Source organism: Enterococcus ureilyticus, assembly GCF_001730315.1.
GTDB lineage: Bacteria > Bacillota > Bacilli > Lactobacillales > Enterococcaceae > Enterococcus_L > Enterococcus_L ureilyticus.
Window position 1 is genome coordinate 93,690 of sequence record NZ_MIKC01000042.1, and the last position, 15,610, is coordinate 109,299.

Sequence of the window (15,610 nt, forward strand, 5' to 3'; positions counted from 1 at the left end):
TAAAAACAATAGACGTTCAGATTTGGGTGGCTTATAGTGACTGTAGAAATTGGTACACAAATAAAAAAATTCCGTCAAGAACAACAAGTCTCACAACAGGAATTAGCAGACCACTTGAACATTTCACGTCAAACGATTTCAAAATGGGAGCTAGGAAAAAGTCTGCCAGATTTGGAAAATGTTATACGGCTCGCTGAATATTTCAATATCAGCGTAGATGTTTTGTTGGGGCGAAAAAAACCTGGCTTTTTTCGGAGCTTGTTTGACGGTACAGAAAGAAGGCAAAATCATATGGACCAACACAAGGATGAAAACAACAAGGCAGCATTTTACAGCGCCTATGCTACAGACATTAAACCATTATTTTTAGAAAAACAACGTGTGAATACATTTATAAGAATTGAAGAAGCAATTTTTCCGCAAGCAACATTTTCAAAAATGATGGGGTATGCGAATTGTTTGTGCAGCTTTAGTGCAGATCAAGTGCGGATTGATCAAATCGGTAAATTTAAAGTGGCGATAAATATTCCTTTAGAACAACGAATAGCACAATTTTCATTATCCGATATTATAGAAATAAAGCTTCAATTTGGTAAATATTTTCGGAATGTCGGCGGTAATTTTGTAACCTTGATCGATATTGTAACTAAAGATCAAACGTATTATTTTTGGGGGGAATCGTTGAAAATTGCCTATGTAATTTGGCATCATAAGGCTTTTTCAGTGTTAAATATCCAAATAGATCAGGCGTTTCAAAAATTGTTAGAGCGAACAAGTGAAGAGGAAGTAGTGATGGCAATTCGTGAAAAGGCTGAAGACATTCCCTTATTTTATGCCAATAAATCATTCTAAGCTGTAAAAGAAAAGGAAGTTGGGAATCAAACTAACTTTCTTTTTTGTTATCTAATAGTCGAAATTCATATGTAAATAAAGATACGTTATCTCCTTGTAGACTTAATCTACAATTCGGATTAAAGATTATTATAAGCTAAAATACTCCTTGACGCATTATACTATGTAATGTATAGTAATATGTGTCAGGAGGTATAATATGGATTCGCAATTAAAAAAAGGATTATTAGAATATTGTATTTTAGCTGTTTTAAAGAAATCTGATTCCTATGGGTATCAAATAATCAAAGATTTATCCAGTGTGATAACAATTTCCGAATCAACATTATATCCGATCTTAAAACGCTTGGAGACAAAAGAAGAGCTAGAAACTTATTCATTGGAACATAATAGTCGATTAAGAAAATATTACAGAATAACAGATACAGGTAGGGAAAAAATAAAGTCCTTTATCCAAGAATGGGATGAAGTAATGAAGGTGTATCATTTTATTGAAATGGGGGAGCAAAATGACTAAACAAGAATTTTTATATCAATTAAATGAAGGTTTAATTCGCTTAAATGAAAGTGAAAAGGAGCAATTTATCCACTATTATGATGAGTTGATCGAAGATTATGTAGAAGATGGCGCTAGTGAAGAGGAAGCGGTAAAAAAATTAGGGAAACCAGCCCAGGTAGCAAGTAAAATTCTAGAAGAGGCATTTGAAGAAGGGAATATCCAACCTAAAAAATCAATCAATCCGCTACTCGTTGTGCTATTGATTCTGGGTTTTCCATTGTGGGGAAGTCTATTACTAGCCCTAATTCTTCTCATTTTAGCTGGGTATATTGTTATTTGGTGTTTACCTTTTTCAACAGGTATTTTTGCAGTAACTGGATTAGCAGCTTCCCTATTCAGTGTATTGTTTAGCTTTTTTACATTACAAGATGGTATTAGTATTGCTGTTACACAGCTAGGTGTGGGGATCTTTGTGCTAGGTCTATCGATACTTAGCGGTTTGTTGACCATCAGTATGAGCCGTTACTTCATTAAAACGTCAAACTATTTTTCGAGCAAAATCATTCGCTTAATCCGCGTTAAGGAGTTGTTATTATGATGGGGAAAAAAATGTTTTTTAAAATAGGTGTTGGCTTGACAGTTATTGGATTAGTCATTACTTTGATAGGTTTCTCAATGACCGGATGGCAGCTTGATAAATATCAAGAAGCACCGCGTTCATGGTATCGAACCGTTTATTTTAATTAAACTAGCTAGAAACATTTGACAGGAAACAATTCTGACAATGTTTCTATTTTTATAAGGAAAAGAAGAATACGATCAAGTGATTAGCTGATATTTATGAAATGATGGGACAAAAATCAGCCTTAATACCGATAAAATTTAAAATAAGCTTTGTTATAATTTAAATTAAGAGAAACAATCCAGTAGTATTTATTGGTATGGAGGTGGAAAATATCAACAAAAAGATGAAAGAACAGCGAAGTCATACAAACGGTATCGATTTGGTCAAATATGTCGCTGCGATTTTAGTTATTTGCTTTCATTGTGAAAAAGTGTTTCAAGATCCGGCGGTCAATCATTTATTTAAAAATGTCTTGTGTCGGTTTGCGGTCCCTTATTTTTTGATTTCTACTAGTTATTTTGTGAGACGAGGACAAAATCAATCAGCAGATTACATACAGCAATATGTCAAGTCATTGACGAAATCTTATTTGTTTTGGAGTTTGATTTATTTACCAATTGGGTTCCAGTGGATTCAGGAAAACTATTCTCTTAGTCCTATGCTGTATCCAGTAGCTTTCGTTGCGGGTTTGGTTTATACCGGAACGTATTATCACCTTTGGTACATTCCGGCAGCAATTTTTGGGATCATTTGTGTTCAATGGTTGTTAAAAAAATCGGGCTATGTAGTTTTGTTTAGTTTGGCCTTATTGATGTATGGCTTTGGAACAATAGAAACGTACTATGCTTATATTGGCAATGAAGAGTTGAAAGCTTTTTTTGATCAGTACCTGAATCTATTTATCACAACGCGTAATGGCTTGTTTTTTGCATTGATCTTTGTGGCGATTGGGTTCTTTTTACGGGATCATCAAGAAAAAATCGCCAACTACCAAAAGTATTTTGGGTTGTCAGTATTAGCTACAGGAGTATTGTTAGTTGTTGAAGGAATGGTTGTTTATTCGAATATCGGCATTGATAAGAATTTTATGTGGATGCTGATTCCGTTTACAAGTAGTCTGTTTTGTTGGAGTTTGTTTGTGAAAGTAGAAGAGAACATCGATATCAGACGCTTAAGAGAGTTAGGTAAATATTATTTTTTCATCCATCCTTTATGTATTTTATGGACAGCGAATTTAGTCAATAGCTATGATTTTTTTGCAAATACTTGGTTGCAGCTGATAGTCACATTGGTTGCTACCCATCTGTTAAGCTCGCTGACAATCACTATGACCCAACAGTTGCCATGCTATTATTTTGATTTACAACTAATGTTGAAAATCAATCGCACGTATATACAAAAACTAATTTAAAAACAAGTAAGCCGTTAAACGAAGGTGAGTATGGGACATAACTCTACGAGATATCCCATACTCAAAGAACCCGAGTAAACGCTGGAGCAAAAGCCACTCCGTTTTATTTATTAGGGTCGCGTCCTTTTTTTAAGTAAGGTGAACACCTTTATCTACATAAATAATGTCCCCGACGATCCCAGCCGCTAGCTCACTAACTAAGAAGGCACACGTATTCCCGACTTCTTCGATCGTAACGCCTGCTTTATCTGGCGTACGACCTTCTGAAATTTTTATCAATTGATCGTAATCTTTCACCCCAGTTACTGCAAGGGTTTTGATTGCGCCAGCTGAAATGCCATTCACACGGATTTTATCTGCTGCAAATTCATAAGCTAAGTATTTTACGGCTGTCTCTAAAGAAGCTTTAGCGATTCCCATCATGTTATAGTTAGGGATAGCTCTTTCAGAACCTAAATAAGTCATTGTAACGATACCAGAACCAGGATTTAGCATTGGTTTCGCATGATGTGCAACAGCTAAAAGTGAGTAGCTGCTGATATCTTGAGCTAACAAGAAACCAGAACGGCTGATATCACTAACATTGCCATCTAATTCTTCTTTGTTAGCAAAAGCAATAGCATGAACTAGCCCATCGATTTTGTCAAATTTTTCTTGAATCGTTTGGAAAGCCTGGGCAATCGACTCGTCAGAGGCAACATCACATTCAACAAGTAAATCTGTTGGTTCAGCTAATTTTAACAATTGTTTTTTCATGCGTTCGTTTTGGTATGTGTAAATAATATCAGCACCTTGCTCTTTTAATGCTTTAGCACAGCCCCAAGCGATACTTCTTTTGTTTGCTACGCCCATTACGACGACTTTTTTATTTTTTAGAAACATATGATTTTTTCCCCTTTTAAAAGTATTTTTAGTGTGTGAAAAAGGTCTCACATCTTAACAAAATCTAATGATTTGATTTTATTTAAGTTGACGGATAAAATTGCAACTGGTATTATCTGTGTTGAGAATGATAAAAAAATTCTCTAACAAATAAGCAACACCAATACAGACATTTTATCGGATGTCTGAATTATTAACTAAAATACTTTGAAAGTCAAACTATTTTACTTAAATTTAAACAAAAATGTGTTGTTTATGCTAGTTTTTTTTAATTTGATAGTCAAAAGAATGGCGGAGGTGCACGATGAAACGAGTTGTAATAACAGGAATGGGAGCAGTGACTCCTTTAGGCAATACGGTAAAAGAGTATTGGCAAAATCTAGTCAACGGAAAATTAGGAATCGCTAAAATCACGAAATTTGATTCTGAAGATACAGGTGTAGCACTTGCAGGTGAAGTGAAAGATTTTGATCCGAGTGAGGTTCTTGAACGTAAAGAACAAAAGCGAATGGATTTATTTTCACAATATGGTTTAGTTGCAGCGATGGAAGCTTGGAATATGAGTGGTCTAACGAAGGAAACGATTGATCCAAAACGTTTTGGTGTGATTGTAGGCAGCGGTATCGGTGGCATGACAACATTACAAGATCAAGTCAGAGTTATGGATAAAAAAGGCGCAAAACGCGTAACACCGTTCTTTGTACCAATGGTGATTGCCAATATGGCTTCAGGAAATATCTCGATTAAATTAGGCGCAAAAGGACCTTCTCAAACAATCGTGACAGCTTGTGCTTCTGCAACGAATGCAATTGGTGAAGCATTCCGCACGATCAAATATGGTTTAGCAGATATGATGATCACAGGTGGAACAGAAGCGACGGTCTGTGAAATCGGGATTGCCGGTTTTGCTGCTCTAAGCGCATTGAATACAACAGAAGATCCAACGAGAGCATCGATCCCATTTGATAAAGAAAGACATGGTTTTGTGATGGGTGAAGGTGCGGGCATGCTAATGCTAGAAGAATTAGAACACGCTCAAAAACGAGGTGCGACGATTTTAGGTGAAATCGTAGGATATGGCAGCAATTGTGATGCTAGTCATATGACGGCACCGTTGAAAGACGGTAGTGGTGCAGCAGATGCCATTGAATTAGCTTTAGCAGAAGCGGCAATTGACGCCTCAGCAGTCGGGTATGTCAATGCACACGGGACGTCAACACCAGCGAACGATGCAGCCGAAACAGCAGCCTTGAAACGAGTATTTGGCGAACGTGCCTATAATATACCCATTTCAAGCACGAAAAGTATGACAGGTCATCTTTTAGGCGCTGCTGGAGGAATTGAAGCAATTGCTTGTGTGAAAACATTACAAGAAGGACTAGCACATCCTACAGTCGGCTATGAAGTAGCAGATCCAGAATGTGATTTGGATTATATAACAGATGGCTCACGCTCTGTCCAAGCACAATATGCGATCAGCAATTCATTTGGCTTTGGCGGACATAACGGTGTTATTTGTATGAAGAAATGGGAGGAAAACTAACAATGACAAGATTAATGAATGCAACAGAAATTATGGAAATGATTCCAAACCGGTACCCAATTTGCTTTATCGATTATGTAGATGAAATCATTACAGATAAAAAAATCATTGCCACAAAAAATGTAACGATCAATGAAGAATTTTTCCAAGGACACTTCCCTGGAAACCCAACAATGCCAGGCGTTTTGATTATTGAAGCCTTAGCACAAGTTGGATCGATTTTGATTTTGAAAATGGATCAATTTAAAGGTGAAACAGCGTATATCGGCGGCATCAACAAAGCAAAATTCCGCCAAAAAGTTGTTCCTGGAGATGTGTTAAAATTACACTTTGAAATCGTGAAGATCAGAGATTATGTAGGAATCGGGAAGGCAACTGCATTTGTTGAAGATAAAAAAGTTTGTGAATGTGAATTGACTTTTATTGTAGGTAGATAGTAAATTGAATAAAAAAAGGCCGAGAAGTATTTTGCTACTTCTCGGTCTTTTTTGTCAGGATGCTCAATGGTACAAATCGTACAATTTTAGCGCCAATTGTAATGCAAAGGTGTTTTTCTCCTGATCTAACTCTACAGGTAACAGCCCTTTGATTTTTTCAATTCGATAAAGCAACGTATTTCGATGGATAAACAAGGCTCTGGAAGTCGTAGCGATGTTTAAATGATGTGCTAAATAAGCTTTTAATGTCGGGGTAAAGCTAGTTTTATTTTCCTTGTCATAAGTCAATAGAGTGTTTAAATAATGAGTGTAGAATTTTTGTCCTTGATCCTTTGAAATCGAATCAACTAAAAAAGAATCAAAGTAAAAATCATTGAAAAAATAAATTTTTTCTTCTTTTGAGTCATCCTCAAGTAGCTGGATGACTTTTTTTGCTTCTTCAAAACTTTGAGATAACTCTAGAATTGGTAAAGTTGAACCAATAGTGCAGAAAATTTCTCGTTCAGACGGTCCTTGTTGTTCCAAATACATCCGGATTCGTTCTGCTGTATCGGATAGTTCATTATGTGTTTTTAAGGTACTTGAATTAGGGTCAGTTCCTAAAAGCATGACCAACTGATTTTTCCGACTGAATAAATGGAGATGGGGAAATCGATTCGCTGTATAGCTTGTCAATGAGGACAATAAGCTTTTCATTAAGCGATCCTCAGCCTGCTTTTTTTTCATTAGAGAGTCTGTTTGTATACCGAATGTCTGAATGGATAGAATCAAAACTGTATAATTCAAGAGTGGATCGATTGCTGTATCATAGGCTGCTAAGGTATCAAGATCTTTGATTTGACCAGATAATAATTGATCGAAAAAATCACGGCGAATACGATTTTCTGTCCGTTCAATTTCAAACAACCGCATTTGCTCTAGCGCAAAGGCCATCGAGCCATTTTCTAAAGCAACGTAGTCAAGATCGGTCAGTGGTCGTTCAATTTGATAGACCAGAATAAAACCATAATGAATCGTATCGAAGTAAACGGGCATGATTACACAGGGATACTCTTTATCTGCAAAAAAAAGTGAGCGGGTAATTGGTTTTTGGATGCGCTCAAAATTTGTTGGTAAGTCATTAAAGGTCTGAAGGGGAAATGTAAAAGTATGCTCAATTGTTTTAATCGTTTCTTGGATCAAAGGCTGTTTATGATCACTGACAGCAGTGACTGACCAATCCGTATCAACTAACACAACAGGATTTTGAACCATATTTGCTAACTCCGCTGCAATTTTTTTCATTCCACCGCCATGTAATGAAATCTCAAAGAATTGTGAATGAATATCCAAAGAAGCTTGATTTCGCTCGTCCATCCGACCAGAAATTTCCGCCATGACAATATTCATGATTTTTGAAAAGGCGACCCCATAGGGAATTTCGATGATAGGTAAGGCTAATTCATCGGCTAAATCACGCATAGATTTTGGAATACCTTTTAAATAAATATGTGGTTTGATGCAAATCGCGGAGCAATTGATTTCTTTAAAACGCTGAATAAATTGCTTTTGAATTTCGGTGTTCTCGCTAAAAAAATAGCCTGAAGTAATCAGCAATTCCCCGGCAGACAACCAATCAGAAGCATCTGGATTGTCTAAAATGTTGATGCCTGTAATTTTATTATCAAGTCCATTTGCTCCAGCGACTAATTGGAATTTTTTAAACGGAGCAAGCTGTAAAAAATGTTCAACTGTTAACATGCTACACCATCTTTCTCATACATGATTTCGTTCCTTTAACTATACGGTAATTAGTTAAAGTATACAACTCGGAAAGGAAATATTCAGCTATTTTATCTGTATTTGAAAAGGTTTTCTTGGTGTAAATTTTAGAGTGTAAAGAAGTTTCAGCGAATAAGGGAGTGAGAACGATGCATACATACCAATCCCTGTCAGGAACACAAAAATTCTTGGATGAGATTCAAAAAAAACAATGGAGAGGGGAAATTCATAGTACGTTTAAGCGAACGATCAACATCATTTGTACAGAAGGAGAATTATACACGATAGCGGCAGCGGAATTGGACAATGCGCCTAATACCCTAAGAGTTGCTGATTTTTTTGATAGGCGCTCCCTACTAGTTGAGAAGACACCTGTTTTTTCTCAAGATGGCCACTTAGTGATTGGAAAAATTGCAGCAATTGAAATCCAGAGTGCGCATATATGGCAGTATCCAAAAATCGAGTTTCCGCCAAAACAGGAGTATGTAAAAATCAAGGAACGAATTAAACAGATCAATAGTTGGCTGTCCCAGTTAGAAAGCAAGGGTGGTTATTTATTAAACACCACTCAAGCTACGACATACGAGAAAATGATCCATACGATGCTTTGGAAGGAGTCAGAGCAGTTATTGATTTATTTGAAGGCAAAACAATTATTTCAAGCAATGAAGCAGTTGTATCGAGTGATTGGTCTAGGACCGGGTTTAACGCCATCAGGTGATGATTTTTTGGTTGGATTGGCACTCATATTCACAACGGTAGATTATCCTTATCACTCATTCAGTCAGTGGCTAATTAATAGTCGCAATGAATTAAAAAAAAGGACCAACACTATTAGTTTCTCAACTTTAGATTGGGCGATACAAGGTGAGTCCAGAGAACGGATCGCTTCATTTTTAAATGAATTATTTTATGGAAAAGAAGAAGAGCGTTTAAAAGAAAAAATGCTAGCCGTATTAAGGATAGGTTCAACGTCTGGCGGTGATATGTTAACGGGAATGATAGCTGGTTTGGAATTGACTTTAGCATTGATTTCAGACACAGAAAATGAAAAGAATGGCTATTAAAGTACAAAGTGAAATGTCGTTTTATTCGAGTTGTATAAACCTGTTTAGCATTGAAATAAAGGAGGAAATTTCATGACAATCAGTATCAAAATTCAACCGAATACCTACATTGATTCAGTTTCATTAATGGCTTTATCGACCAAAGCGAATCAGTTAGTAGGTGTTGAGCAAGCAATTATTGCAATGGCCACTGAAATGAATAAGGAAGTAATGAAAAATGTTGGCTTGTTCACTGAAGAAATCGAAAAAGCACAAACGAGTGATTTAATTATTGCTTTAGAGGCAACTGATGAGCAGGATTCGGCTAACTTAATCGAAAAGATCGAAACATTGATGACAGAAAAAAAAGAAAAGGGGAATAACCAAACGACGGAACGTTATACTACGATTGAAACTGCTAAAAAAGCGATCCCTGAAGCGAACATGACTGTTATTTCGGTAAATGGTCAGTATGCAGCTCGAGAAGCTAGAAAGGCTCTGAATAATGACTTACACGTAATGATGTTTAGCGATAATGTCAGCGTAGAAGAAGAAATTCAGTTAAAAGAGTTTGCCCATGAAAAAGGCTTACTAATGATGGGGCCAGATTGTGGAACGGCAATCATCAATAATGTGGGGTTATGTTTTGCGAATAAAGTTCGTAAAGGAAGCATTGGCATTATAGGGGCTTCAGGAACGGGTAGTCAGGAAATCAGCGTTCGGATTCATGAATTTGGAGAAGGAGTTTCTCAATTAATCGGGACAGGTGGTAGAGATTTAAGTGAGGCTGTTGGTGGGAAAATGATGCTAGACGCCATTGATGCACTTGAAGCTGATGCAGACACGAAAGTCATTGTTTTAATTTCTAAACCACCGGCAAAAACAGTTGAAGAAAAAATTCTTGCTCGCGTAAGGAAAACTGAAAAACCAGTAGTTATCTGGTTCATTGGCAGTGATGCACGGGCAAATGAAGAGGGCATTTATTTTGAAAAAATGTCGAAAGCTGCTGCTTTAAAAGCTGTTACGCTGGCTGGAATCGATCAAGATAGTTTAAATATTCATCCTTTAAACATACCTTTGATCGATGAGGTTCGAGGGAAATTAACACTAGATCAGCAATATATTCGTGGATTATTTACAGGTGGAACGTTATGTGATGAAGCAATGTTCACCGCTAAAGAATATTTTTCTGATGTTTATAGTAATATAGCGACAGACCAAGAACATTTATTACATTTTGGTGATGCTAGTAAAAAGCATACCTTCATTGATTTTGGAGCAGATGAATTTACCAATGGTAAACCTCATCCAATGATCGACCCGTCGAATCGAATTGCTCGTTTTATAGAAGAAGCAGAAGATCCAACAGTTGGGGTAATTCTAATGGATTTTGTATTGGGATATGGCGCTCATCCGGATCCAGTTGGTGTAATGGTACCGGTTATGCAAGCAGCCAAAGAAAAAGCTACTGCAAAAGGACGGCATTTGGAAATCATCGGGTACGTCTTAGGGACGGATCTAGATAAACAAAATATTGATGAACAAGTCGAAAAATTAACAGCAATCGGCGCAACTTATGCCAGTAGCAGTCAAAATGCTGGGCTGCTTGCTAGAGAATTTGTCGTGAAAGGAGTAGGAAAATGAGTAAAATCAGTGAATTTTTCAAAGAACAACCAGTTATTATCGATCTTGGAATTGAATCATTTCAAGAAGAACTAATAGAACAACAGGTACAAGCAACCTATTTAAATTGGGCACCACCAGGACGAGGCAAAGCCAATATCTTAGCTGCTTTAGAAAAAATAGAAACACCAGAAAACTTAGAAAAAATTCGGAAAGCCAATGAAGAAGCCGTTCACCGAATCATTTCGTCTCAAGTTTCATTGATTGGCTATGATCAGGCGATCAATGTGGTTCCAGGGATGACTAAAAAGACAATTTTACATGCGGGACCACCGATTACTTGGGCTAAAATGAACGGTCCGATGAAAGGAGCGGTCAAAGGTGCTTTAGTTTTCGAAGGCTTAGCAAAAGATTTAGAAGAGGCCGAACGAGTGGGTACCTCAGGTGAAATTATCTTTTCTCCCTGCCATGAACACCAATGTGTTGGCTCAATGGCAGGGGTAACGTCAGCTTCAATGTATGTGCATATCGTGGAAAATAAAACGTATGGGAACTTAGCCTTTACTAACTTAAGTGAACAAATGTCTAAGATTTTACGGATGGGTGCAAATGATGAAAGCGTGATTGAGCGGCTGATTTGGATGCGGGATGTTTTTGGTCCGATTTTGCGAGATGCCATGGAATTATGTAAAGAGGGTATTGATTTGAAATATATGCTAGCTCAATCGCTGCATATGGGTGATGAATGTCACAATCGAAATAATGCGGGGACAACACTATTGATCCAAGCATTAACACCATACATTATTCAAACCGATCATTCGACTGCCGAAATGAAGGAAGTCTTTGATTTTGTTGCGAGCAGCGATTATTTTTCAGGACCGACTTGGATGGCAATGTGTAAAGCTGCCTTAGATTCAGCTGTAGGGATTCCTTATAGTACAGTTGTGACGACAATGGCTAGAAACGGTACTGAATTTGGTATTCATATTAGCGGGATTGAAGGGAATCCTTGGTTTGTCGGACCTTCACAAAAAGTGATTGGACCAATGTTTGCTGGCTATAAACCAGAAGATGCTGGACTTGATATAGGCGATAGTGCGATTACTGAAACATATGGAATTGGTGGTTTTGCAATGGCAGCAGCCCCTGCAATCGTTGCGCTTGTCGGGGGAACTATCGAAGACGCCTTACGTTTTTCAATGGAGATGCAAGGAATCACGACCGCGGAAAACCCTAATATTACGATTCCTACTTTAGACTTTATGGGCATTCCATCGGGAATCGATAGCTTGAAAGTCATCCAAACAAACACTTTGCCGATCATCAATACTGCTATTGCTCATAAAGAAGCTGGAATCGGTATGATCGGTGCAGGGATTACACATCCACCGATGGAAGCTTTTGAAAAAGCAATCGTGGCTTTTAGCCAACAACTATAAAAAGTAGAAAGGAGTAAAGCGATGGACACAATAGAAACAAATCAATCATTACTACAAGCAGTGGAGAAAAGTGAAAAAAAACAAGTTTTGGAGTTGCTAAACGAAGGCTTGGATGTCTCTTTGACTGATGAAACAGGCCGCTCGCTTTTGATGTTGGCAGTCCAACAGAATGATCTTTCAATGGTCAAAACATTATTAGCTTTTGGAGCAGATGTGAATCAGCGGGACAATACACAGCTAACGCCGTTTATCTGCGCTGCTGCGAACGGATTTGATGAAATCGTTCGTGAGATTCTTAAAACAGGAACCGCTGATTTAGCTTTAGTCAATCGTTTTGGCGGAACCGCTCTTTTACCCTCCAGTGAAAAAGGCTATTTAAAAACGGTTCAGCTATGTTTGACTGCAGGAGTACCAGTCAATCATGTGAATCGCCTAGGCTGGTCAGCTTTATTAGAGGCGGTGATTTTAGGCAACAACGGTTTTTTGTATCAGGATGTGATTCGAGAACTCGTTCAGCATCAGGCAGACAGTACTCAAGTTGACGCTACTGGTAAAAATACTCGTGATTATGCACGTGAAGCTGGACACGATGAGCTGATTACCATTCTAGATAAACAAGAAGTCCTAGAAGAAAGTTTTACTAAAATCAGAAGCTATTTACGTCACGATGAGCTGACAAAAGCGCTAAAAGTATTGAAAACGTTAGACCAAACAAATTTAACCGTTCTGTATTATTTGGGTTATACGTATCAACGAGCAAAAGACTACCCTAAAGCGCTTGAGTATTATAAAAAAGGTTGGTCAAAAGACGAGCAATTTGCTTTTTATGTAGGAAATAGTTATCGTATGATGGGTGCGACAGAACAAGCATTACAAGTATATGATCAAGCAATAGCAACGGATCAAAGCTTCTTTTACCGCTATCATAAATCTAATTTTTTAAGAGAATTAGGGCGACATGAAGAAGCTGTCCAACTAATGGATAACTTACTAGCTGACTACCCTGAACGAGTTGATTTTTATTTTCATAAGGCCAATAGTCTACGTAGTTTGAACCGACATCAAGAAGCCATTCAAGCAATGGAAAGAGCAGTTCAAATCGATCCAGAAAATCCATTATTTTCAGAACACCTTGCTCAATCACTTCAGTTAGTAAAAAACTAAGGAAATGTATTGGAGGAAAAGACAATGGAATCAGTAGAAAAACAAACAATTGTCACGGCCCCTACTTACTCAGCTGAATTATTACCCAAAACAGGAGCAGATAAAAATTGGGGGATCTTTCATTATATGACATTATGGATGGGCGCTGTTCATAATATTTTGTCGTATATGACTGTAGCTGGCTTCTTTTTATTAGGGTTAAATACAAAACAAGTTTTGTCAGCGGTGATGCTATCGGCCTTGATCGTTTCGCTTTTCTATGTATTGAATGGCGTAGCATCGGCTAAATATGGCTTGCCATTTCCAATGTTGTTGCGCGCGGTTTTTGGCGTAAAGGGTGCGATCATTCCTTCGTTATGTCGGGGCTTGATTGCAGGAGTTGTGTTCTTTGGCACTCAAAGTGTTGTCAGTGCACAATCTTTAGATGTCTTGTTTAGTCGGATTTTTCCTAACTACATGAATATCGGTGGTGGGATGACGATTTTAGGAATGGCTGCACCTACGATGCTGAGTTATCTGCTTGTTTGGTGTGTGACGGTTGCGTTGTTTTTAGGTGGAACAAAAGTCTTGGATAAATTTGGTAACTGGTCTTCACCGATCGTGTATGTTTTTATTGTTGGTGCTGCTGTGTGGACGATACAAATTGCTGGTGGTTTTGGTCCGATCTTAGCTTATTCACCAGCGAATGCTACAACAAGTCCGATTGTTTTTATTGCTTGTGTCAGTGCTTTGGTCTCAAACTGGGCAGGCCCGATTGTAAATATTGGTGATTTTACTCAAAAAGCGAAAACACCAAAAGCGATGATTATCGGTTTGCCATTAGGCTTTATTCTCTCTTATATATTGTTTGCGATAACCTGTGTTGGATTGATTGCGGGGACACAAATTGCATTTGGAGAACCGATTTTCAATATTGTCAATGCCTTTGATAAGATCGAAAATACGTTTGCGGTCTTTGTCTTGATCTTAGCCTTGAATATGGGGGCGCTTGCTTTCGTCGTTTTTGGGAATCTATTCCCAGCAGGATTGCAAATGTCATCCTTATTTCCTAAAGTACTTGATGTGAAAAAAGCGGGCGTTCTGACTGCGATAATTGGCACGATGATTTTACCTTGGAAATTAGTAGAAAATGCTGCGACATTATTTTATTTTTATAGTTTTATCGGTTCGATGTTTGGCCCTATTGCAGGGATCATGTTGGCTAGTTTTTATGTTGAACATAAACAAACCATTAATTTAGAGACGATTTATGTTGAAGAAGGAGATCTGGGGGAGTTTAAATCGGGCTATAATAAGGTGGCGATGATTACTTTAGCGATTAGTTTTGTGATTACGATGTCGGGTGCATTTTTACAATCAGTATCATTTTTGAAAACGATCAATGATTTTGCTTTCTTTTCAGGATTGATCTTTTCGTTTGTTACGTACAGCATTCTTAGTAAAGTGGTGAAAGGAGAAAAAATATGAACTATATGAAAATGGCAGCGGCGGCTACAGTTGCTGGAATGAAAAAAAACGATGGCGGGCCTTTTGGCGCAACCTTAGTTAGAAATGGTGAAGTGATTGTTTCAGTCAGTAATACAATGATGAAAGATACCGATCCGTCTGCACATGCAGAAATGGTTGCTGTCAGAGAAGCTTGTAAAAGGTTGGATACGATGGATCTGTCAGATTGTGAAATCTATGCAACATGTGAACCCTGTCCGATGTGTGTTGGGGCTATTTTATGGGCAGGAATTAAAACGGTTTATTATTCGAATACTAGGAACGATGCTGCAAAACATGGCTTTTCAGATATGCATTTGCGAAACTATTTAGATGGCTCGGATCAAGCGCCATTGACAATGGTTCATACAGGTAGTTGTCCAGAGTGTGATGCACTGTGGGAGACGTTTGACCAGCTTAATTCTGGTAAGACAGAGAATGTTGGCGAGAGCGGAAGCAGATCGTCATAGCGCTTGGTGGTAAGGCTAGTTTGAAAAGTGATCCCATAGCGCGCGAGCTTAACTAAAGGCATTCAAAACACAGCTGACACACTGATTATTTTACTAGGTGCGGCAACTGTTTTTGTCAACTATAGTCAACCCAATCATAAAAGGTTAGAAACAGTTAGGATCGCAGAAATAAAACAACATATTGATGAAGAATAAGTTGCTCCTGGCAGTATGCTTCAAAAGGTAGAAGCAACAGTTGAATTTGCCAAAATGAAGCCAACGAATAAAGCTGGGACCACGTTGTTGGACATTCTAAAGCAATTTATAGTTGTACAAAAAAATTTAAACTTCGTTAGTGATTCTTAGAGTGGAGCCTGTCTCCACTCTTTTC

15 protein-coding genes are annotated in these 15,610 nt (G+C 37.8%); 13 read left to right on the forward strand and 2 right to left on the reverse strand.

The annotated features are described in order from the left end of the window. Positions 1 to 36: 36 nt before the first annotated feature. From BCR24_RS16025 to BCR24_RS16040, 5 genes are all read left to right on the forward strand, one after another. Positions 37 to 852 carry a helix-turn-helix domain-containing protein gene (locus BCR24_RS16025; RefSeq protein WP_069641506.1) on the forward strand — a complete coding sequence of 272 codons (816 nt, stop codon included), beginning with the start codon at positions 37 to 39 and terminating at the stop codon, positions 850 to 852. 199 nt (positions 853 to 1,051) lie between these two features. Continuing rightward, positions 1,052 to 1,369: a PadR family transcriptional regulator gene (locus tag BCR24_RS16030; protein ID WP_069641507.1), complete on the forward strand. Its 318-nt coding sequence runs from the start codon at positions 1,052 to 1,054 to the stop codon at positions 1,367 to 1,369. Further along, positions 1,362 to 1,949, forward strand: a complete 588-nt coding sequence (locus tag BCR24_RS16035; RefSeq protein WP_069641508.1) for a DUF1700 domain-containing protein — start codon at positions 1,362 to 1,364, stop codon at positions 1,947 to 1,949. Before BCR24_RS16030 ends, BCR24_RS16035 begins: the two co-directional genes overlap by 8 nt. Further along, positions 1,946 to 2,098 (forward strand): DUF4337 domain-containing protein, encoded by a 153-nt coding sequence (locus BCR24_RS16775; RefSeq protein WP_141707067.1) that lies wholly within the window; start codon positions 1,946 to 1,948, stop codon positions 2,096 to 2,098. Before BCR24_RS16035 ends, BCR24_RS16775 begins: the two co-directional genes overlap by 4 nt. A gap of 194 nt (positions 2,099 to 2,292) precedes the next feature. After that, on the forward strand, positions 2,293 to 3,387 hold the full coding sequence (locus tag BCR24_RS16040; RefSeq protein WP_069641509.1) for an acyltransferase family protein: 1,095 nt from the start codon (positions 2,293 to 2,295) through the stop codon (positions 3,385 to 3,387). Between the two features lie 129 nt (positions 3,388 to 3,516). On the opposite strand, the gene fabI is transcribed toward BCR24_RS16040, so the two are convergent. Further along, the gene (gene fabI, locus BCR24_RS16045) at positions 3,517 to 4,269 is read right to left on the reverse strand and encodes an enoyl-ACP reductase FabI (protein WP_069641510.1); all 753 of its coding nucleotides are present in this window, start codon (positions 4,267 to 4,269) and stop codon (positions 3,517 to 3,519) included. Positions 4,270 to 4,573: 304 nt separating this feature from the next. Between fabI and fabF the strand changes: the two genes are divergently transcribed. Together fabF and fabZ are read left to right on the forward strand one after the other, a co-directional pair. Beyond that, complete coding sequence (fabF, locus tag BCR24_RS16050; RefSeq protein WP_069641511.1) at positions 4,574 to 5,812, forward strand: beta-ketoacyl-ACP synthase II; 1,239 nt, start codon at positions 4,574 to 4,576, stop codon at positions 5,810 to 5,812. Positions 5,813 to 5,814: 2 nt separating this feature from the next. Beyond that, positions 5,815 to 6,249, forward strand: a complete 435-nt coding sequence (fabZ, locus tag BCR24_RS16055; protein WP_010762460.1) for a 3-hydroxyacyl-ACP dehydratase FabZ — start codon at positions 5,815 to 5,817, stop codon at positions 6,247 to 6,249. A gap of 63 nt (positions 6,250 to 6,312) precedes the next feature. Here fabZ and BCR24_RS16060 read toward each other — a convergent pair whose 3' ends face one another. Then, the gene (locus tag BCR24_RS16060; RefSeq protein WP_069641512.1) at positions 6,313 to 7,989 is read right to left on the reverse strand and encodes a PucR family transcriptional regulator; all 1,677 of its coding nucleotides are present in this window, start codon (positions 7,987 to 7,989) and stop codon (positions 6,313 to 6,315) included. 170 nt (positions 7,990 to 8,159) lie between these two features. Between BCR24_RS16060 and BCR24_RS16065 the strand changes: the two genes are divergently transcribed. The 6 genes from BCR24_RS16065 to BCR24_RS16090 all read left to right on the forward strand — a co-directional run bounded on the left by BCR24_RS16065 (position 8,160) and on the right by BCR24_RS16090 (position 15,240). Then, positions 8,160 to 9,077 carry an oxamate carbamoyltransferase subunit AllH family protein gene (locus BCR24_RS16065; protein ID WP_069641513.1) on the forward strand — a complete coding sequence of 306 codons (918 nt, stop codon included), beginning with the start codon at positions 8,160 to 8,162 and terminating at the stop codon, positions 9,075 to 9,077. Between the two features lie 72 nt (positions 9,078 to 9,149). After that, positions 9,150 to 10,700, forward strand: a complete 1,551-nt coding sequence (fdrA, locus tag BCR24_RS16070) for an acyl-CoA synthetase FdrA (protein ID WP_069641514.1) — start codon at positions 9,150 to 9,152, stop codon at positions 10,698 to 10,700. Then, positions 10,697 to 12,121, forward strand: coding sequence for a YlbE family protein (locus tag BCR24_RS16075; protein WP_069641515.1), 1,425 nt, complete (start codon positions 10,697 to 10,699; stop codon positions 12,119 to 12,121). Before fdrA ends, BCR24_RS16075 begins: the two co-directional genes overlap by 4 nt. A 21-nt stretch (positions 12,122 to 12,142) precedes the next feature. Then, positions 12,143 to 13,285: an ankyrin repeat domain-containing protein gene (locus BCR24_RS16080; protein ID WP_069641516.1), complete on the forward strand. Its 1,143-nt coding sequence runs from the start codon at positions 12,143 to 12,145 to the stop codon at positions 13,283 to 13,285. 24 nt (positions 13,286 to 13,309) lie between these two features. Continuing rightward, the gene (locus BCR24_RS16085; RefSeq protein ID WP_069641517.1) at positions 13,310 to 14,752 is read left to right on the forward strand and encodes a cytosine permease; all 1,443 of its coding nucleotides are present in this window, start codon (positions 13,310 to 13,312) and stop codon (positions 14,750 to 14,752) included. Beyond that, positions 14,749 to 15,240: a nucleoside deaminase gene (locus BCR24_RS16090; protein WP_069641518.1), complete on the forward strand. Its 492-nt coding sequence runs from the start codon at positions 14,749 to 14,751 to the stop codon at positions 15,238 to 15,240. The genes BCR24_RS16085 and BCR24_RS16090 overlap by 4 nt, the downstream gene beginning before the upstream one ends. Positions 15,241 to 15,610 lie beyond the last annotated feature (370 nt).